This is a genomic window from Rhodococcus sp. 66b (assembly GCF_002076325.1).
In the GTDB taxonomy this organism is placed as follows: Bacteria; Actinomycetota; Actinomycetes; order Mycobacteriales; family Mycobacteriaceae; genus Rhodococcus_F; species Rhodococcus_F erythropolis.
The window spans coordinates 193,532-213,583 of the sequence record NZ_MUZB01000006.1 but is presented as its reverse complement, the minus strand read 5'-3'; the positions used below and the strand labels follow the sequence as shown (position 1 = coordinate 213,583).

Below are 20,052 nucleotides of genomic sequence, written 5' to 3'. Positions count from 1 at the left end.
GCTTGTTACCCGTCAGTCGGGGTGGGCTCGGGGTTTTCCTGGATGTATCGCAGATTGCGAACCCGTACGCTATCGCAATGGACTTGATGGTCTGGATCGTCACGACGCCATTTCTTGCGGCAGCACTGGCGGGTGTGATGCGACGAACGCTGGGGACGAGAGTCGGATGGCCACGAACACTTCTGGTCGCGGTGATAGCGCTCTCGGTGGGTGTCCCCCTGTCTGGCTACGCCGCGACATTCGCAGGAATTGCCAGCCAGGACGATCAACTTCTGGTGAGCGTGGGAACAGCACTCATATTCTTCGGAGTTGTCGCGCTATGGGTGTTCGCAGCATGCCTGGCCGCATTGGTTTTCCTCGAAGTCGTGGTTCCTACAGGATCCCTACCAGGTCCGTCGGAAGCATTGCGGCGCAGCCGAAAATCGTGGCGCCGAACGAAGCGGTACGTCCAGATCATGGGCATCGTCGTGCGAGCGGGAGGCGGGCCCGCTCTCCGTGCTGGGCCGTCAGCGCCTCAGTTCGGGGACGCACTAGTGGAAGTAATCAACCGGTGCGGTGTCACTTTCGTCAAGTTGGGACAGATCCTCGGCACGCGAGACGACCTCATACCACCCGAGTTGGCTCACACCCTCTCTTCTCTGCAAAGTTCGGCACGCCCGGCTGATCCCGACCGTATCGCGGAGCTACTGGCATCGGAACTCGGCGACGCACCAGAGTCGGTGTTCGCGTCGTTCGATGTGGAGCCGTTCGCCGCCGCCTCTGTCGCACAGGTACATTCCGCGCGCACCGTTGAAGGCGTCGACGTTGTGGTGAAGGTTCAACGTCCCGAGGCGAGCGCACAAGTGAGCGTGGATTGCGATATCTTCCTTCGCGTTTCGGCGCTCGCGGAGACCCGTTTTCCCTGGGCACGCGATATCGGAGTTCATCGACTCGCCGGGGGCCTCGTCACGTCACTACTCGAGGAACTCGACTACCGCACCGAATCAGCGAATACCGGCGCGATTTCTTCCACCATGTCGAACCGCCCGGATATCGTCGTTCCGCACATCTACCCCAACCTCAGTAGTGGACGGGTGCTCGTGATGGAACGGCTTCACGGCACACCGCTCTCCGACGGTGAGGCCGCGCTCACCGGCCTCGACCGCGACACCCGCAGCAGCGTCGCCAACGAACTTCTTGCGTCGTTGCTCGACGGGATCTTTGTCCACGGGGTGTTTCACGCGGACCTGCACCCCGGCAACATCATGATCCTCGATGACGGCCGGGTCGGGCTCCTCGACTTCGGCGCAGTAGGGGTTCTGGACGGCGAGACACGGATCTTGTTCGCAGTGCTCCTCAACGCTGCCCTCGCAGGTGATCCGGTGGCGACAGTCGACGCCATGCTGATGGCATTCGACGTACCGCCCGAAGTGGATCGCGGAGCACTACGTCACCAGGTGGGCCGAGAGATCACCCTGCTCAGTGTCCAACCCAATGTTTCCATGGCATCGTTCGCGAGAATGTTCACCGTGCTTCGAGAACACCGAATCGGAGTGCCGGGAGACGTCGCCGCCGCTTTCCGTTCGCTCGCGTCTTTGGAGCGCGCCCTCCGGCTCCTGGATCCGCAGATCGACCTCGTCGCTGCTGTTCGGGCCGAAGTACCCCGACTGTTGACCCAGGTCGCCAGCCCGACTGCAGCCGCGCAGGCAATCCTGTCGACGACGGCGGTCACAACCGCGGTGGTCAGGCGCCTTCCTGGTCAGCTCGACCAGATCGCGACCTCGATCGCATCGGGAAGCTTCACACTTCGCACTCGCTCGGTCGCACACCCCGACGACAGGCGATGGCTACGACGGTCGGCGAACAACGCCCTGGGTATGGCGGCGGGAGTGACCGCGCTGATTGTCGCGGCGATCCTGCTGTTCGTACCTGGCGGACCACAACTCACACCTCAGCTGTCGGGCTATGCACTCGTGAGTGCGGTACTGGGCTTCGTCGGCGTCGTTCTGTGCATGCGGACCGTGTTCCGTTTGTTCACACTCGACAACAGGTAACCGAGAACCGATTTTCATCGCTTGATCTCGATGTCGTCGAAGTCGAGCGCCAGGAGCGTCGGCCGCGAGAGAACGCGGCCGCCTGGGCCCCTCGGGAGCACCCGTCGCCGAGTGGGAAAGGTGAGACCGTCGAACTCGCGATGCTGGTCGCAGTAGAGAGCAGCTTTCGCCCAGCTGCCTACCGGTTCGGCGACGAAGTCGTGACGGCGGATGAGGCCACCGTTGTCGACATAGAAGGTCTGCTGCCGGCAATGGGTATCGATCGCCGGCGCGAATGTTGCCTGAAGTCGTCGCCATTGCTGCCCGGATTCCTGCCAAGGTTCGGCTTCGGTGACAGTGATGTCGTCGCGGGCGAGCAGCAGCGGTGCCGTCAGATAGTTCCAAAAGGCGTAGCCGGCGAAGTAAGCGGTGTCGAGTGCGTCCCAGTGGAGGTTGCGCCGGACTCCACTCAACCCGAAAAACGCTGAACGTGGGTCGGTTCGACTCCTGAGTTCTTCGCCGTCACGAGTTTCGATCCGCACGACCCCCTTGTCGAACACAGCGCACTCGCCGACACGCGGAAAGTCTTGGAGGACAGTGCGTTGCTCGGCGACTTCAACCTCGACCGTGAACTTCGCCAACTTGTTGCCTGGGAAGCGCTGAGGCAGCAGACCGCCCAAACGTCCCCGTGCCGTGATCGCTGAAACGGACTGCCAATGTTCGACTCCGCCATGTGCGGTGAGGACTTCATCGAGTAGTTCGTTCATATGTCGACGCTCTCCGTCCCCTGACGGAACTGTGGAAATCAGCGATCAGACGGACGCGTAGTTGTAGTTGCGTTCCTCCCGCGGTACCACTGCCACCCCGCGGTGATGATGACAGCGCCGGCAAGGGACCCGAGGATGCCGCTCGGGCGCAACGATAATCCGTCGCCTGCAATCAAACTCACGAGCAATCCGCCGACCAGCGAACCACCGATTCCCGCGATGAACGCGAAGGTCCAGTCCACTCGTGCGGTCGTTTTCCCCAGAATCAGCTGGGCTCCCGCTCCGATGACGATCCCGAACAGGAGTATTCCGATGATGAGCATGAGACAAGGCCCTTTCGTGGAGTGACGACGCAAGGCGCGAACGACTTACTCTGCACCATCTTTCCGGTATGTCTCTTATGTCGTGGTGAAATCCGTGTGAAAGATCGTCGTCGCCCATTCCACGTTGCTAGGTCGATGCCAGTGTCGTCGCCCAGCGGTAGTCCGCCTTACCGGCCGGGGTTCGCTTGACTTCATCGACAAGCACGATCGTGCGCGGCACCTTGTAGCCGGCCAACGTCTTGCGGCAATGTTCCTGTACCGCTTCGAGAGTCAGCTCGTCGGATCCGGGGTAGGTCGCGATCACCGCTGCGACCTGCTGCCCCATGCGCGCATCGGGTGCGGGAACAACGAGCGCGTCGGAGATCGCCGGATGTGCGTGAAGGGCAGCCTCGACCTCCTCGGCGAAGACCTTCTCGCCACCGGTGTTGATGCACTGCGAGCCACGGCCGAGGAAGACAATGGTGCCGTCTGCTTCCACCTTGCCCATGTCGCCGAGCACCGAAAGGCGGGTGCCGTCGGCGCGGGTCGGGAACGTGCGGGCGGTCTTCTCTTCGTCCTTGTAGTACCCGAGCGGGACGTTTCCGATGCGCGCGATGTAGCCCACGTCGTCGGAGCCCGCTGGAATCTCTTCGAGGCGCTCGTCGACCAGAATCATGTTCGGCGAGGGCGGCATTCGCAGATTGCCCGCCTCGTCGATGGAGAAGGCGCCGTCGTTACCGGACTCGGAGGCTCCGAAGTTGTCCCGCAGCAGCAGGTCCGGCTTCACCGCCAGCATACGATCCCGAACACTCGTGGACCAGATCGCGCCACCCGAGGTGATCGAGAACAGGGTGCTGAAATCGACCTCGTCTTTGCGTCGTTCCATCTCGTCGACCAACGGCAGTCCCATGCCGTCGCCGACGATCAAGATCACCTGTACCGAATCCTTCTCGATCGCTTCGACGACCTTCTCCGCGTCGAACTCGCGTCGTAAAACAACTCGCGCACCAAGGGTGAGGAAGGTGAACAGCGAGTACAACGCGGCGCCATGCATCAGCGGGGCTGCAATGAGGAACGAAAGCTCCGGAAATTCCTTTGCAGCACTGGCAATCTCGGCGAGGTCCTGTCGCGCTCCCTCACCGTACGGATTGCCGCCGGAGAGCGGCTTACGGAAGAAGTCGTCATGACGCCACATGACACCCTTCGGGTATCCGGTGGTCCCGCCGGTGTAGAGGAGGTACACGTCGTCGCCAGAACGAGCGTCGAACTCCCCCACCGGCGACTGTTCACGAGCGTCGTCGAACGAAACCACAGAAACTTCATGCGCTTTTGCTGCGGCGACCAGTTCGGCGTCGATCTCGCCGATCACGATCACCGTCTTCACCTTCGGGCATGCACCGAAGAGGGAAGCAAGGACACGCTGATGCTCGGGGAGTTCCACGACCACTGCGACCGAGTCGGAGTTGGTGAAGATGTACTCGAGCTCCGCGGGTGTGTACCGGTAGTTCACGTTGATCGGGACCGCACGGATCTTGATCAACCCGAGGATCGACGTGACATGTTCGACGCTGTTCTTCAGGAACAGGGCTACATGATCACCGCTCGAGATGCCGGCTTTCGCGAACAGGTTGGCCGTTCGGTTAGCCTCCGCGTCCAACTGAGAGTAGGAGAAGTTCTCTCCCTCGTAAGTCAATGCAACGCGATCAGGGACTGAGCCGGCAACGGTCTCGAATATGTCAGCAAGATTGAACTGCATTGTCTTTCCTTTCAGAGTCCGCGCCGCGACATCGAGGCAGATAACCCTGAATCTAGAACACGTTCCATGTCGCCGGAGGTAAAACGGAACGATTAGCTGATCATTACCTGGACCTGACCTTTATCGGTGCGGCGACGGCCGAGGCTGCCCCACCCGACATCCACTCGGCGAGCAAGGTCTGCCACGACCCGCAATGGCAGCGCAGGTAGGTGACCGTCCCCTCGCTGGTTCGGTGCCGGGATTCGACCTCCCAGCGATGGATGCAACCGATCGGCGTGATCTCTGTTTTCTTCATGCAACGAGCATGATGTAATGGCATTGTGCATCTCAACCCTTACGGCGAATATGCGGTGACGCTGGCCGCCGACCTCGCCAATCGAAACCCCGAGACCTTGGCCGAACTCGTCGAACGCTGCGTCGATGCAGGCATCATTCTCGATTTCCCCATCGCCGAGAAGGACCTCGACGAGACCCTCGACCTTCTGATCGAGTGGTCGAAAATCGTCGACATCACGGAGGAGGCAGCCCGCGCCGAACTTGTGAACGTCATGCTCGAGCAAGCGTCGGCGTATCCGCGCATGACCAACCACGCGAACGACGGCTGGCATCTGCACTACCGCGATCCCCAACAGTCGCTCGCCGAGGTCCTCAAGGCACTCTTCTCGGTAGGCACGGCGCTGCACCTCGTCGGCCGCGGCATGCACCGATTAGGTCGATGCACCCTGGACGAGTGCACCAACATCTACGCGGACACCTCCCGCAACGGCAATCAGCGGTACTGCTCCCCCACGTGTGCGAACCGCGACGCGGTGCGGCGTCATCGTGCACGCAAGTGAGTTGCACCTACTACGACGTGGGACCCACTACCTCGAAATCCGAGCCACCTTGGTACTCGAACTGAAAGCTACCGCCGCTGCTTCCCGAGCTGATCCGATTCCACGCGTCGATCAAGTCCTGAACCGTGTTGTATCCCAGATCCTCCAAAGATCCTGAGAGACTTCCGGTTCCCGCGCCCTCGAACCAGCCGCCGACCACAACTGCCTGCGGAATCGCGATAGTGGGGTTGGTCGGATCGAGCAGTCGAACGCATGCTCCCGCAACGGCGTAAACCCCGGCCGGCAGATTACCGACGGTCCGCGTGATCGTCTGCCCAGGCGAAACGGCAAACAGATCGAGGATGTTACTGACGGTCGGGTACACCAACACGCCAGGCTGGAGCAGCTTTGCCGGATCGCGAATCACGTCGGGGACATCCCTGGCATTGAGGATCGCCACCGTGCAGTTGATGAAGCTGAACCGCGGGTTCGGGTTGGTGATGGTGAAGGTGATCGCATTGTCCGCTGCGCTCACCGATACCGGAGGCGGAAGAATCGCTGGTGCTGCCGACGCCGCCGCCGGAGTCATGACAACCAGTCCCACGACGGCGGCGGACGCCGCGACAACGCTTCCGAGAGCGCGTTTGAATCCACGACTTCGCATTTCCGAACCTCCAGGCAAGTCGGTCAGATCACCAGATGCATGAAGAATAGACCGCTCAGTCGGAAAATTGGGGAGACAGGCAGCGAGCTACCCGAAAAGTCCTTCGAGGCTGCCGCTACCGAACAGGTCGCTCAGGCTTCCGGTATTGATGCCGCTGAACGGTCCACCGATGACAACGAGGCTCGGCACGCCAGTAACGGGCTTACCCAACGTCTCGAGATCGAGAAGATCGGAGCAGGCACCGAGCACGGCGTAGGTTCCGTCCGGAACATCGGTCACGGTATCGGTGACCGTCTGCCCCTTGCCCACGTCGAACAGCGAGGCCGGATCGGTGATCTTGGGGTACACCACAAGGTTCGGATCAAGCAGTTTCAGCGGATCATCAAGCACAGCAGCAGAATCCGCGGCATTGACGACAAACGCCTGGCACAACGGGGCAATTCCCGTGTTGTTGTTCGTGATCGTCAGCGCCAGATCGTTTCCGGTCACCTTGTACGAGACGACCGGGGGGACCACCTCGGCCGACGCAGTCGCAGGATTGACCATCGCGACGCCTGCTGCAGTTGCAGCGGCGACTGCCACGGTTCCCACTACGCGACGTACTCCACTCGTGCCCAGCTTCATCGAGGATCCTTTCGTACTGCGCCTTGAGTTCGGCAACAGTGCGCAGCCTAGATCGGATCTAGCGCCCGAAATGGCCCAATTACCCCGCCGGGAGGGCATGCCCGAAAGATCGGGACAAACGTCCCCTTCTCGAAGAGCTAGCTTTTCGACTCAGTTCCCACTGGAGACGAAGGGCGTTCGCACCGGTCCGCCGACCGAACCGTGCGGTGCTACCAATCCACGCTTTTCGAGGATCGGACGCACACCCTCACCGAACTGATACGCCTCTTCGAGATGCGGATAGCCCGACAATACGAAGTGATCCAGTCCGATCGCCGCGTACTCGGCAATCCGATCAGCCACTTCTTGGTGCGAACCGACCAATGCGGTACCTGCTCCCCCTCGCACCAATCCGACGCCGGTCCACAGGTTCGGCGCAATCTCCAGCGACCGCGCTCCGATGCCCTCCTTGTAAGCCGAACCACCGCCGTGCAATTCGAGCATCCGACGCTGACCTTCGGAGCCGGATCGCGCAAGACTCGCCTGAGCCTGCTCGACGGTCGCCGGGTCGAGCGCACTGAGCAGTCGATCCGCTTCTGCCCATGCCTGTTCCGAGGTGTCCCGACTGATGACGTGCAAACGGATTCCGTAGTCGAGGTGACGACCTTGGACTTCCGCGAGGTCGCGGATCCAGGCGATCTTGGCGGCAACAGCGGACGGCGTCTCACCCCAGGTGAGGTAGGTATCCGCGTAGCGCGATGCGACGGTGCCGGCCGCCGGCGAAGATCCGCCGAAGAAGATGGGCGGTACCGGATCCGGAATACGCTGCAGCGTAGCTTTTTCCACGTTGACGTACTCGCCGGAGAAATCAACCGGACCGTTACCGGACCACAACTGGCGGATCACGTCGAGGAACTCGCCGCATCGTGCGTACCGTTGGTTCTTGTCGAGGAAGTCACCGAACGTGCGCTGCTCGTGGTCCTCCCCGCCGGTCACGACGTTGAGCAGCAGACGACCGCCCGACTGCCATTGGAAGGTTGCGGCCATCTGGGCGGCCAGCGTGGGGCTGAGCAATCCCGGTCGCAGAGCAACCAGAAACTTGAGTGTCTCGGTGGTCTCGAGCATCATCGCCGTCGTCAGCCAGGCGTCTTCGCACCACGCGCCGGTGGGCGTGAGGACGGCTTCGAAGCCGTTCGTCTCGGCGGCCGCGCCGATCTGATTGACGTATTTCAGCGTCGCCGGACGATCACCGGACATCGAGCTGCCGTGCCCACCCGCCATCAGATTCCGGGAATCACCGTAAGTAGGCAAGAACCAGTGGAAGCGCAGTGACACGGTGATTCCTTTCGTCGACGAACAGGCAGAACTCTTCTGTCATTACAACCACAGTCCACCTCGAAGAACAGGGTTGAAATCACCCTGATCGCTAGGGGTGCCCACTTTCGGCTCCGGCGATACCTTCGTGAATTTGCACCGCGACCCGGGGGCTCCGATGACCACGTTTGCCGAAGTCGAGCACAATTCACCGTTCTCGAACGAGACCCACGACGAGCGGCGATCCAGATTGAGAACCGTCGTCGCCGCGAGCCTGCTCGGCACGACGGTCGAGTGGTACGACTTCTTCCTCTACGCAACGGCCGCGAGTCTGGTCTTCAACCAACTGTTCTTCCCGAACCAGAGTTCGTTCGTCGGGACCATGCTCTCTTTTGCGACCTTCGCAGTCGGCTTTCTCGTTCGCCCCATCGGTGGAGTGGTGTTCGGTCACATCGGCGATCGCATCGGGCGCAAGAAGACGCTTGCTCTCACGATGTTCATCATGGGTATCGCGACGGCGCTGATGGGCGTTCTTCCGACCGCCGCTCAGATCGGAGTCGTTGCGCCGATTCTGCTTCTGCTGCTTCGCATCCTGCAGGGATTTGCTCTCGGTGGCGAGTGGGCCGGAGCTGTTCTCTTGGCAGTCGAACACAGTCCGGAGAAGAAGCGCGGACTGTTCGGCAGCATTCCGCAGATCGGATTGGCCCTCGGGTTGGCATTGGGCACAGGAATGTTCGCGCTGCTTCAAACAGTCTTCGACGACGACCAGTTTCTCCGTTTCGGCTGGCGCATCGCCTTCGTCCTGAGCCTGGTGCTCGTGATCGTGGGGTTGGTGGTCCGCTTGAAGGTGGACGAGACGCCCGCCTTTCAGGCCGTTCGCGACCTCGAACAGCGCTCGTCCGCCCCGCTCAGGGAAGTCTTTCAAGGAAAAGCCGCGCGAAACACCGTACTGGGCATGTTGTCTCGCTGGGGCGAGGGCGCCGCGTTCAACACCTGGGGCGTCTTCGCAATCACGTATGCAACCAAGACGCTGCATTTCGAAAAGGTTCCCGTACTTCTTGTGGTCACCGTGGCCGCAGTAGTGATGGCGATCTTGCTGCCGTTTTCCGGTTTACTCACCGATCGGTTCGGCCCGCAACGGGTCTACATCGTGGGCATCGCCGCGTACGGCCTCGCGATCTTCCCCGCCTTCGCACTGTTCGGTACCGAGAATCTCCTGCTCTTCGGAGTCGCGATGGTCGTGGTCTTCGGAGTGATTCATGCCTTGTTCTACGGCGCCCAGGGAACGCTGTATGCGAGCCTCTACCCCACAGAAATCCGGTACACCGGGTTGTCGGTCGTCTACCAGTTCTCTGGTATCTACGCCTCCGGCGTCACACCTCTGATTCTGACGGCACTGATCGGCGCCAGTGGCGGTTCACCGTGGCTGGCATGTGGATATCTCGTGGCCACCTCGGCGATCAGCGTCGTCGCCACTGCGGCGATCAGGAAGCGTGATCTGCACTTGTAGCTGTCGTCATACAAATATCTTCCTATCTTGCATATTTGCTAGATATAGATAGAAACACCTGCCAAGAAGATCTAATCGAGATACGTCTTCGCATCGGATACATCGGTGTATCGTTTGGGTTCCACCCCGACGGAGGCGCCGATGACGACTGGAACGGACAACTCGCCGGCCAAGCGTGTCACCAAACGCCGTGGTCAAACCAGGCAGCGCCTGCTCGACGCGGCTGCGGACGCCTTCTCTGAATCGGGGTTCGGGCACGCCACGGTCGAGCAGATCTGCGAACGCGGCGGTTACTCCCGAGGCGCGTTCTACTCCAACTTCGATTCACTCGACGAACTGTTCTTCGCGATGTGGGAGCAACGATCTGCAGCTATGCTCGCCGATCTGCGGTTGGCGACGGAGTCGATAACCGCCGGTAACACCGTCGACATCCATGCCGCTGTCGCCCGGATCGTGGCGGTGGTTCCGGTCGACCCGCAGTGGTACCGGATCAACGCGGAATTCACCGCTCACGCGCTCCGCAACCCGGCACTTCGCAAAGCCCTTGCCGACCGTGAAGACGCGATCCTTCGCACCCTGTTGCCCATTGTGCAGTCCGCACTCAGCGACGTCGGGCGAACAATCGTCGGCGACCCGACTGCGTTGGGACGGGCATTGGTCGCAGTGCACGACGGCACCAGCGTGCAGTGTCTCGTCGACACCGACACCAACGCCGCCTTCGCACTGCGCCGCGATATCTTCACTCGAATCCTGCTGTCCTACAGCGAAATAATCCAGAACAACCAATCGGAAGAGGAGCTGTCGTGAGCGAACAAGCTGACGTCATCGTTGTCGGGGCAGGGCTGGCGGGACTGGTCGCCACCTACGAACTGACACGCGCCGGCCGCAAAGTCCTTGTCGTGGAACAGGAGAACGCAGCCAACCTCGGCGCGCAGGCATTCTGGTCGCTCGGCGGACTCTTCCTCGTGAACAGCCCCGAGCAACGCCGACTCGGCATCAAGGACTCTCTCGAGTTGGCAATGCAGGACTGGATGGGCACTGCCGGATTCGACCGTGAGCGCGAAGATCACTGGCCTCGCCAGTGGGCCAAGGCGTACGTCGAGTTCGCGGCCGGCGACAAGCGTCAGTACCTGCACGACCTGGGGCTTCGTCTGATGCCGAATGTCGGTTGGGCCGAACGCGGCCGCGGAATGGCTCTTGGACACGGCAATTCGGTACCGCGATTCCACCTCACCTGGGGAACCGGCCCCGGCGTGGTCGATGTCTTCCTGACCAAGGTGATCGCCGCCCAGAAGCGCGGACTGGTCACGTTCAAGCATCGCCACCAAGTCGATCAACTCGTCGTCACCGATGGTGCGGTCACCGGTGTACGCGGAACCGTCCTCGAACCTTCCAGTGATCTACGCGGCGTGAAGAGTTCGCGCACCCCCATCGGCGAATTCGAGTTCGCCGCACAGGCAGTCGTGGTCACCTCCGGTGGAATCGGCGGCAACTACGAACTGGTGAAGAAGAACTGGCCCGAGCGACTCGGCAAGGCACCGAAGCACATGCTGACGGGAGTACCTGCACACGTCGACGGACGGATGCTCGAAATCACCGAATCCGCGGGCGGAAACATCGTGAACCGCGACCGCATGTGGCACTACACCGAAGGCATCCAGAACTGGAATCCCATCTGGCCCAACCACGGAATCCGAATCATCCCCGGACCGTCCTCGATGTGGTTCGACGCCACCGGCAAGCGTCTGCCCGTCCCCAACTTCCCCGGCTTCGACACGATGGGAACTTTCAAGTACATCCTCGACAGCGGCCACGAGTACACGTGGTTCATCCTCGACCAGAAGATCATCGAGAAGGAGTTCGCACTCTCGGGATCGGAACAGAACCCGGACTTCACCAACCGCGACTTCAAGCTCCTCCTCGAACGAATCAAGAAGGGCGCGCCGGGACCGGTCGAGGCATTCAAGCAGAAGGGCGCAGACTTCGTGGTGCGCAACAACCTTCGTGATCTGGTCGACGGCATGAACGCCCTCCCCGACGAACCGCTCCTCGACTACGAGGACATCGAGCGCGAGATGATCGCCCGCGACCGCGAAGTCGACAACAAGTACAGCAAGGACTTCCAGGTCACCGCCATCCACGGTGCTCGTAATCTGTTGGCAGACAAGATCGTGCGCGTCGTTGCACCGCACAAGATCCTGGACCCCAAGAACGGCCCACTGATCGCGGTCCGGTTGCACCTGCTCACCCGCAAGACCCTCGGCGGCTTGGAAACCAACCTGGATTCACAGGTCATCAAGGCCGACGGCAGTGTCTTCGACGGCCTGTACGCAGCCGGTGAGGTCGCGGGCTTCGGCGGCGGCGGAGTCCACGGTTACAGCGCGCTCGAAGGGACCTTCCTCGGTGGCTGCATCTTCTCCGGCCGCGCAGCCGGACGAGCACTGGCGCGCGACCTGTAGCCCCGAAATCAGGCGAGCGAATGCGTGACCAGTATGTGGTGGGCGCGCATTCGCCGTGCCTCATGCACGGATTGATGGTGGTGATGGTGCGTCGGCCCGCGCGCGTGGCGGACCAGATCGTGAACAGTACGGATGACGGTCGGCATTGCGACCCTCCCTCAGGAGATTGTGACTGCTGCTCTTGTCAGTGGAATCACTGTCTGGACAACGCCACTCGCGCCACCTCCTCCGGGTCGATCAGGTGGGTATGGTCATCGTCGCCGACGTCGATCTGCACTACCTCGATACGGCCGTTGAATGTGGTTGCGCCACTGTAGTCGACACTGACAGGCATGCCGTAATCGTCACCGATGTCGGTGGTCTCGTCCGCGGAGAAGACCATCGGTTGGGTCTGCTCGACGCGACCCGAGCCCACTTCGCGACCGTCATGATAGATCGTGACAGCGCCGCCCCTCGCGAGACCACCGCCGTCGTAGGCGAACTCAACTCTGATCTGATGTGATCCTGCCGGAATGTCAACGTCGGACCCGACGACGAACTCGGTCATGCCGAGCAGGTTGTAGACGAATTTGGCGCGACCTTCCCGCGCGTAAAGTGCCCAGCCGCCGAACCTGCCTCCCTGCGCGATCATCACACCGTTGGCGTTAATGCCATCCGCGATGTCGACTGCTGCTGTGACACTGAACGATCGGTTCTTGATACTCAGCACGCTGTGCTCGCTCAGCCGTTTCATTCCGGGAAACAGAACCTGTCGGTTCCCGGACACCAACTGCGGACGCCCCGCGATGTGAGGGTTGAACCGCTCGAATCTTCGGTCGTCGATCGGAAGCACGTTGTACTTGACTGCTTCGATCAACCACAAGCGTTGCAGTGCAGCAAGTTTCTCCGGCAACTCGGCCGCCAAATCCTTGGACTGCGTCCAATCCTGCGACCCGTCGTAGAGCTCCCACACGTCGTCGTCGAGAGCGGGGAGTGCCTCCGCGAACAGCCACGGAGTGCTGTGTCTGGTGACCGCACTCCAACCCTTGTAATAGATACCGCGATTGCCGGCCATCTCGAAGTACTGCAGATCGTGACGTTCGGCGGCTTCGGCGTCGTCGAAGGTGTAGACCATGCTGGTCCCCTCGATCGGTGATTGTTGGACGCCGTTGACGAAGGTCGGTTCCGGCAGTTTCGCGACCTCGAGGATCGTCGGTGCGACGTCGATGACGTGGGTGAATTGCGACCGCGTCTCACCCTTGGTCCGAATCCCCGCCGGCCAGTGCACGATCGTTCCGTTGCGAGTGCCACCCCAATGCGAGGCAACCTGTTTCGTCCACTGGTACGGCGTGCACATTGCCCATGCCCACCCCACGGAGTAGTGGTTGTACGCGTCCTTGGTACCGAACTTGTCTTTCACTTCCGCCATGAACTCGGGTGTTTCGATGGCGGCGAGTCCGTTGAAGTTGGCCATCTCGTTGAAGGCTCCGTTGATCGTCCCCTCTGCGGACGCTCCGTTGTCGCCGATGATGTAATACACGAGGGTGTTGTCGAGAGCTCCGAGTTCCTCGATCGCATCGACAAGCCGGCCGACATGGAAATCGGTGTGTTCGAGAAACCCTGCATAGACTTCCATTTGGCGTTCGAGGACAGGCTTCATCTCCTCACTCATGTCCTCCCACGCCGGAATGGCCTCGGGGCGCGGGGTGAGGACCGCATCCGCGGGGACGACTCCCCGCTGCTTCTGCTGCTCGAGAATCGATTCGCGTTGCGCGTCCCAACCTCCTGCGAACCGGCCCTCGTACTTGTCTGCCCACTCCTTCGGAACATGGTGCGGTGCATGTGTGGCGCCGGGTGCAAAGTAGACGAAGAACGGCTTGTCCGGAGCCAATGACTTCTGCATCCGAACCCAGTCGATGGCGTGATCGGCCAGGTCCTCGGTGAGGTGATAACCCTCCTCCGGTGTCTTGTCCGCCTCCACGGGCGCGACACCCTCGTACAGCGCCGGGTAGTACTGGTTGTTCTCCCCGCCGATGAATCCGTAGAAGTGCTCGAATCCGCCTTCTCCCGTCGGCCACGATGTGAACGGCCCCACCGGGGATGTCTGCCACGGCGGTACCTCGTGGCACTTGCCGAACTGCGCCGTCGAGTATCCGTTCAGTTTCAACGTCATCGGCAGTGCGGCTTTGGTATTCGGGCGCAGACCGGAAAGTCCAGGAGCCGAGGTCGCGGTTTCGGTGACCGAGCCCATACCGACCGAATGGTGGTTGCGCCCACTCAGCAGTGCGGCGCGGGTCGGTGCGCACAGCGCAGTCGTGTGAAACCGCGTGTACGTGAGCCCATTACTTTGCAATCGCTCAGCAGTCGGTGTGTCCGCTGGTCCGCCGAAGGCACTGCTCGCGCCATATCCCACGTCGTCCAACAGGACCACCAGAACATTGGGTGCCCCGGCCGGCGGCAGTAGCGGAGTGATCGGCGGAAACTCCGTGTCCGGATCCTTCGCGTCGTACGTCACCAGACCAAGATGTTGTCGATCCGGAATCGGTAGTACAGCGCGGCTCTGGCCTGTCGGATCCGTCATGACGTCTCGCCTTCTGTCTCTCACATGGCTCTTTCAAGCGTTTCAGGATCACGACGGCGTCGACATCATCCGTTTCGGGTGAAGGCGCACCATTGCCGCAGCGTGGAGGCTTGAAGGGTGGATCAGCCCGGACGTTTCGCTCCCACCCCGATCGGGCATGCCTTCCTCGTCCCCCGGCGCCGTGTGCGTGCCGGCCTGACCCAGATCCTGTGCGTCGTCGTAGGACTGGCTGCCGGACTGGCGATGCCATATTTACGTAGCGGCCCAATGATTCCCGCCCGTCAGGTCAGCGAGATGCTCGTTGCACTCGGGCTGGGGTTACTGGGTGTAGTCGCAGTGATCTTCTCGCTACTGTTCCTTGTCGTCCAGTGGGCCGCGACCACCTTCACTCCTCGCTTGTTGTTGTTCCGCGACGACCCCATCGTGTGGCGGACGTTTGCCTTCGCCATAGGCCAGTCGGTTTTCGACATCACGGCAGCGCTCGCCATCAGCAACGAAACGGATGTGTCCGTGGTTGTGCCAAGTCTCGCAGTGCTGGCGCTCTTGGCCACGCTGACGCTGATCAGGCTGCTCCAGCTGCGCGCATTCTCGGCCATCCAGTTGGCTCCTGTACTGACCTCGATCTCGAGTCGTGGCCGAGCAGTCTTCGCCGCCGTGTACCCCACCACCGATCGGGAGTTGCCTCCTCTACCAACACTTCCGGTGATCACGACTATCGAGTGGCATCGACCGCCGGCCGTTCTGCAACAGATCCTCGTCGAAGATCTCCTGCAGAGCACTCGGAACTGCCGATCCATGGTGGTCCTCCGAGTGTCGCCGGGTAGCACGCTGCGAGACGGATTGCCGCTCGCCGACGTCTACGGCGGACCCATGCCCGCCAACACGATCCTTGACGCCTTGGTCAGTGGGAGTGAGCGGACCTTCACCCAGGACCCCCTACTCGCGATTCGGTTGTTGGCTGACATCGCGCTCAGAGCGCTCTCACCCGCTATCAACGATCCTGCGACGGCCGTGCAGGCTCTGGACGAGATCGAAGACCTCCTCTCTCTGGTGGCCTCCGTGCGCGCAGATTCGATCCGGGTCGTCGACGAGCGTGGTGATCTGCGTGTGGTGATTCCGCTACCCGACTTCACGACCTTCGTCAGAACCGGACTGGACGACGTCATAGCCTCGGCATCGAACTCACCACTCGTTCTGGGCCGACTTCGCGACCTACTTTCGCACGTCGCCGCCCAATCGGAGTCTCGGAACCGCGATATTCTCGCCATGCGCGCCCGCTGGATTGATCAGCTGTCACAAGGCTTCCCGCGACTCGAACCGCCGTTGTGAACCCGTACAGATTTGTTGGTGATCGCGTCAAGGCATCGTCAAGATCGGTCTCAGCTCAACGGGAAGTATCGATACTGACTCGGTGAGACATGCAGTGATACTCGGACACCGTGGAGTCATATCGTCGACCACCCGCGCCGGCGGCGAACCTGAGAAGCAAAAGCTCTCCGTCGCAACCGGACTGGCGGGTCTGTCGCTCGACGCGATGGCCTCGGTGTCGTACGGTCCAGAGGCCATCGTGTTGGTGTTGGCCCTCGCCGGCGGCGCGGGGATCGGCTTCACCGTGCCGGTGACGATCGCCATCGCCGTGCTGCTTGTGGTCCTGGTGGCGTCGTATCGCCAGGTGATCGCCGCATTTCCCGAAGGCGGTGGCGCATACGCCGTCGCAAAGAAGCATCTGAGTCCTCGCGCAAGCCTGACTGCCGCCGCATCGTTGATCGTCGACTACACCCTCAACGTCGCGGTGTCGATCGCAGCCGGTGTCGCGGCTCTGACCTCCGCCTTCCCTGCGCTTCTTCCCTATACGGTCTGGATCGCACTGGCGATACTCGGCGGCATCACGGCACTGAATCTGCGGGGCATCGCAGATTCCGCGCGGGTATTCATGTTGCCCACCGTGGTTTTTGTCGTCAGCATCTTCACGGTGATCGGTGCCGGACTGCTTCGGGAAAACCCTGCCGCCGCAACGGCTCCCTTTGTCGTCGACAACGCACACACGATCGGCATTCTCCTTCTGCTCAAAGCCTTTTCGAGTGGTTGCGCCGCATTGACCGGAGTCGAAGCCATCGCCAACGCGGTACCCAGCTTCAAGAAGCCTCGCGTGCGTAGCGCTCAGCGTGCCGAAGTAGCTCTGGGAATCCTGTTGGGCACCATGCTGATCGGCCTTGCCGTGTTGATCGAGAAGTTCTCACTCGCACCGGTCCCTGGAACAACGGTCCTGTCGCAACTCACTTCCGCTGCCCTCGGAAATGGTGTGGGCTACTACGTCGTCCAATTCTCCACCGTGATTCTGTTGGCGTTGGCCGCGAACACCTCGTACGGCGGACTTCCCAACCTGATGCGGATCCTCGCCGACGACAACGTGCTCCCGCACCGCTTCAGCCGGAAGTCGACGCGCGACGTCTTCACGTACGGCGTCTTGTCGCTCGGAGGCATCGGTGCACTCCTGCTCATCGGATCCGGCGGAAACATGAACACCTTGGTGCCGCTGTTCGCCATCGGTGTGTTCATCGGATTCACGCTCGCGCAGTTCGGCATGGTGCGCCACTGGCTCGCCGAACAGACGCCGGGCTGGAAGTGGCGCCTAGCGCTCAACGGTTTCGGGGCTGCGTTGACTTCGATCGCAGCAGTGGTGACTACCGCCATGAAGTTCACCGAGGGCGCCTGGTTGATCGCTCTCGCGCTCCCTGCGCTCGTCCTCGGCATGGAACGCATCCGCGGTGCGTACACACATATCGGTACTCGGTTAACCGTTCAGGGTGAGAACGATTCTCTGTCTATCGGATACAAACCAGCGGTCCTAGTACCCGTGTCCGAAATTACGTCGCTCTCCACCCGCGCGATGGCCGCGGCAACGGCAATGTCTTCGCAGCCCATCGCAATTCGAGTCTGCCTGGCCCACGAATCGACGACGGACTTCACCCGCCGATGGCAAGCCCGACACCCGAATTCGCGTTTGATCGTCATCGAGGACACCGAGAATTCCGTGGGGAACACCCTCGCTCGATACATCCGCACACACTTCCCCCACCGGGAAACCTTTGTTGTCGTCGCCACCATCGACCCGGCGACAAGATGGCATCGGATACTCCCGAGCCAACGGACCGATGAGATCGCTCATGCACTGCGCAAACACACCGAGGCCGTGGTGTGCCAAATTCCGGTCCGGATCGATCCGGCTCACCGCGATCCCGCCCTACGCGCGTGAGCAGACGTTCAGAGCGAGGTCCCGAACAACATGCCGAGCAGATACGTCGCGCCGGCAGCGCCATAGCCGATCGCAAGTTGGCGTAGGGCCCTCTTGAACGGCGGCCCGCCCGACAGCAACCCGACCACAACGCCCGTCGTCAGCAACGCGATCCCCACCAGTACGGACGCGACGATCAGAGCCGTCATGCCTTCCAGGCCGAACAGATACGGCAACACCGGAATGATGGCGCCCGAGGCGAAGAAGCAGAAACTTGCCGCCGCTGCGCCCAATCCGGTTCCGACGGCTTCATGGTCGTCGACAACGTCCGCGGCGCCGAAGGTGCTGTTCGCGAGGACCTCGGCGGCGCGCTGGTCCGCTTCCTCGGCGGACATGCCACGGGCCCGGTAGACCAGCGCCAATTCGTTGGCGTCGACGTCGAGCAGTCCGACGGCTTCGCTGGCCGCGGGACCAGGATTGGACGCTTCCAACAACTCTCGCTGCGAGCGGACGGAAACGTACTCGCCGGCTCCCATCGACAGGGCGCCGGCCAGAAGCCCGGCCATGCCGGTGATCAGAACGATCTGGTTGGAGACGCCGCTACCGCTGATGCCGAGCACGAGAGCGAGATTGCTGACGAGGCCGTCGTTGGCTCCGAAGACGGCGGCACGAAACGTCCCCGAAAGTCTGTTCCGACCCCGAGTGGCCAAGGCCCGCACCACTTCTTCGTGGATCTTCTCGTCCGCGCCCATCGATGCGGTCGCGTCGGCGTCGTTCGGATACGGGGATCGCGTCTCCGCGCGCTGGGCAAGAGCGAGCACGAACACGGAGCCGAAGCGCCTGGCCAGAAAGCCCAGTATCCGAGTGCGGATATCGCCGCGCAGTGGTTTACCGACGTGATCGCCGAGAAGCGCTCGCCAGTGCGCCTCGTGTCGGCCCTCCGCGTCGGCCAGGGCTAGAAGGATTTCGCGCTCCTCGCCGCTGCGCCTACCCGCGAGGTCGCGGTAGACGGCGGCCTCGGCTTGTTCGTCGGCGAGGTATCGTCTCCAGCGCTTGACATCTCGCGGGTCTGGATCGGGTCGTGCGGCCGGAACTGTGGACATCGTGTTCCCCTTCCGGTGAGGCGGTCACGCTTCGAGTACGCGGTCCATCCACGTCGTCAGATCATTGATGACGTCGTCGCGGTTGGTCTCGTTGAAGATCTCGTGCCTGGCGCCCGGATAGGTGTAATAGGTGACGTCTTCGATCCCCGCCGAGTTGTACCGTTCGACTGCGACGTCGGTACGGCTCAGCGCGGCGTTGAGAGGATCCGAGGTGCCGACGAAGACCAGGATCGGAAGGTCTTGTCGCACACCCTCGACGTCGACGAACCTCGGTCCCGCTGCGATAAGTCCGCCCATGCCTGCGTCGTCCAGGCTGAAACCGCACAGCGGATCGTTGATGTACAAATCCACCTGCGCTTCGTCACGACTGAGCCAGTCGTGCGGAGTTCGGGCCGGTTCGAATTCGGCGTTGAACTGGGCGAGGACGTCCGGGCCGTCGTTGACGAGGCTCTCGATCAGTTGATCGACCGCGGTAGTCCCCGACAGTGCGACGGCGTCGATCAGGTGCGAATGATCGAGGATGTACTGCTGCGAAGCGAACGAACCGAGGCTGTGGCTGAGCAGTACGACGGGCAGGCCGGGGTGTTTGTCGCGGATGATGCCCGTGAGGGTCACCATGTCTGCCACCAAGCGGTTCCAGCCGTCGTCGCCGATGTTGCCTGGGCCGGCGTGCATGCTCTCACCGTGGCCGCGGTGGTCCGCCGCGTAGACGTGGAAACCGCGAGCATTCAGGGCTTCGGCAACGTGTGCGTAGCGTTTTGCGTGCTCACCCATACCGTGCGCGAGTTGAACAACCCCTCGAGGTTCCTGCTCGGTGGGCCATTCGTGGACATGAATGACCACTCCGTCGTCGCTGGTGAAGGTGAACATGCGCTACTCCCGGTGGTCGCGATCCGGACAGGTCATTTCTCATGCTAGATCCGCAGCGGCAATCCATCCGGGAAGTAGGTCC

17 protein-coding genes are annotated in these 20,052 nt (G+C 61.7%); 7 read left to right on the top strand and 10 right to left on the bottom strand.

Translation table 11 applies throughout. The features are described 5' to 3' along the window. Window positions 1–77: 77 nt before the first annotated feature. The gene (locus B0E55_RS13405; RefSeq protein WP_241896061.1) at window positions 78–2,033 is read left to right on the top strand and encodes an ABC1 kinase family protein; all 1,956 of its coding nucleotides are present in this window, start codon (window positions 78–80) and stop codon (window positions 2,031–2,033) included. A 14-nt stretch (window positions 2,034–2,047) separates the two neighbouring features. Here the strand turns inward: B0E55_RS13405 and B0E55_RS13400 are convergent, their stop codons facing one another. From B0E55_RS13400 to B0E55_RS13385, 4 genes are all read right to left on the bottom strand, one after another. Beyond that, window positions 2,048–2,779: a hypothetical protein gene (locus tag B0E55_RS13400; protein ID WP_080909871.1), complete on the bottom strand. Its 732-nt coding sequence runs from the start codon at window positions 2,777–2,779 to the stop codon at window positions 2,048–2,050. A 38-nt stretch (window positions 2,780–2,817) separates the two neighbouring features. Further along, on the bottom strand, window positions 2,818–3,102 hold the full coding sequence (locus B0E55_RS13395) for a hypothetical protein (protein ID WP_003939785.1): 285 nt from the start codon (window positions 3,100–3,102) through the stop codon (window positions 2,818–2,820). A 127-nt stretch (window positions 3,103–3,229) separates the two neighbouring features. Then, on the bottom strand, window positions 3,230–4,837 hold the full coding sequence (locus B0E55_RS13390; RefSeq protein WP_070795598.1) for an AMP-binding protein: 1,608 nt from the start codon (window positions 4,835–4,837) through the stop codon (window positions 3,230–3,232). A gap of 103 nt (window positions 4,838–4,940) precedes the next feature. Continuing rightward, window positions 4,941–5,132, bottom strand: coding sequence for a hypothetical protein (locus tag B0E55_RS13385; protein ID WP_021331840.1), 192 nt, complete (start codon window positions 5,130–5,132; stop codon window positions 4,941–4,943). Window positions 5,133–5,157: 25 nt separating this feature from the next. On the opposite strand from B0E55_RS13385, the gene B0E55_RS13380 reads away from it, so the two are divergent. Next, a complete protein-coding gene (locus B0E55_RS13380) occupies window positions 5,158–5,673 on the top strand; it encodes a CGNR zinc finger domain-containing protein (protein ID WP_047889055.1) in 516 nt (171 codons plus the stop codon). 10 nt (window positions 5,674–5,683) lie between these two features. Here B0E55_RS13380 and B0E55_RS13375 read toward each other — a convergent pair whose 3' ends face one another. The 3 genes from B0E55_RS13375 to B0E55_RS13365 all read right to left on the bottom strand — a co-directional run bounded on the left by B0E55_RS13375 (window position 5,684) and on the right by B0E55_RS13365 (window position 8,254). Beyond that, window positions 5,684–6,316: a hypothetical protein gene (locus B0E55_RS13375; RefSeq protein ID WP_019745551.1), complete on the bottom strand. Its 633-nt coding sequence runs from the start codon at window positions 6,314–6,316 to the stop codon at window positions 5,684–5,686. An 87-nt stretch (window positions 6,317–6,403) separates the two neighbouring features. Beyond that, window positions 6,404–6,940, bottom strand: coding sequence for a hypothetical protein (locus tag B0E55_RS13370; protein ID WP_037133520.1), 537 nt, complete (start codon window positions 6,938–6,940; stop codon window positions 6,404–6,406). 150 nt (window positions 6,941–7,090) lie between these two features. Beyond that, window positions 7,091–8,254: an LLM class flavin-dependent oxidoreductase gene (locus tag B0E55_RS13365; protein WP_080909870.1), complete on the bottom strand. Its 1,164-nt coding sequence runs from the start codon at window positions 8,252–8,254 to the stop codon at window positions 7,091–7,093. 157 nt (window positions 8,255–8,411) lie between these two features. Here B0E55_RS13365 and B0E55_RS13360 point away from each other — a divergent pair, with 157 nt between their 5' ends. The 3 genes from B0E55_RS13360 to B0E55_RS13350 all read left to right on the top strand — a co-directional run bounded on the left by B0E55_RS13360 (window position 8,412) and on the right by B0E55_RS13350 (window position 12,202). Next, window positions 8,412–9,743, top strand: coding sequence for an MFS transporter (locus B0E55_RS13360; protein WP_080909938.1), 1,332 nt, complete (start codon window positions 8,412–8,414; stop codon window positions 9,741–9,743). Window positions 9,744–9,884: 141 nt separating this feature from the next. Next, window positions 9,885–10,550 carry a TetR/AcrR family transcriptional regulator gene (locus tag B0E55_RS13355; RefSeq protein WP_080909937.1) on the top strand — a complete coding sequence of 222 codons (666 nt, stop codon included), beginning with the start codon at window positions 9,885–9,887 and terminating at the stop codon, window positions 10,548–10,550. Further along, window positions 10,547–12,202, top strand: coding sequence for an FAD-binding dehydrogenase (locus B0E55_RS13350; protein WP_080909869.1), 1,656 nt, complete (start codon window positions 10,547–10,549; stop codon window positions 12,200–12,202). The genes B0E55_RS13355 and B0E55_RS13350 overlap by 4 nt, the downstream gene beginning before the upstream one ends. Window positions 12,203–12,395: 193 nt before the next feature. Here the strand turns inward: B0E55_RS13350 and B0E55_RS13345 are convergent, their stop codons facing one another. Further along, complete coding sequence (locus tag B0E55_RS13345) at window positions 12,396–14,762, bottom strand: arylsulfatase (RefSeq protein WP_080909868.1); 2,367 nt, start codon at window positions 14,760–14,762, stop codon at window positions 12,396–12,398. 117 nt (window positions 14,763–14,879) lie between these two features. Between B0E55_RS13345 and B0E55_RS13340 the strand changes: the two genes are divergently transcribed. Continuing rightward, complete coding sequence (locus B0E55_RS13340) at window positions 14,880–16,091, top strand: DUF2254 family protein (protein ID WP_019745558.1); 1,212 nt, start codon at window positions 14,880–14,882, stop codon at window positions 16,089–16,091. 94 nt (window positions 16,092–16,185) lie between these two features. Further along, on the top strand, window positions 16,186–18,018 hold the full coding sequence (locus B0E55_RS13335; protein ID WP_080909867.1) for an APC family permease: 1,833 nt from the start codon (window positions 16,186–16,188) through the stop codon (window positions 18,016–18,018). Window positions 18,019–18,026: 8 nt separating this feature from the next. On the opposite strand, the gene B0E55_RS13330 is transcribed toward B0E55_RS13335, so the two are convergent. Then, complete coding sequence (locus B0E55_RS13330) at window positions 18,027–19,100, bottom strand: VIT1/CCC1 transporter family protein (RefSeq protein ID WP_042924901.1); 1,074 nt, start codon at window positions 19,098–19,100, stop codon at window positions 18,027–18,029. A 24-nt stretch (window positions 19,101–19,124) separates the two neighbouring features. Further along, window positions 19,125–19,970 carry an alpha/beta hydrolase gene (locus B0E55_RS13325; protein ID WP_003939910.1) on the bottom strand — a complete coding sequence of 282 codons (846 nt, stop codon included), beginning with the start codon at window positions 19,968–19,970 and terminating at the stop codon, window positions 19,125–19,127. Window positions 19,971–20,052: the final 82 nt, after the last annotated feature.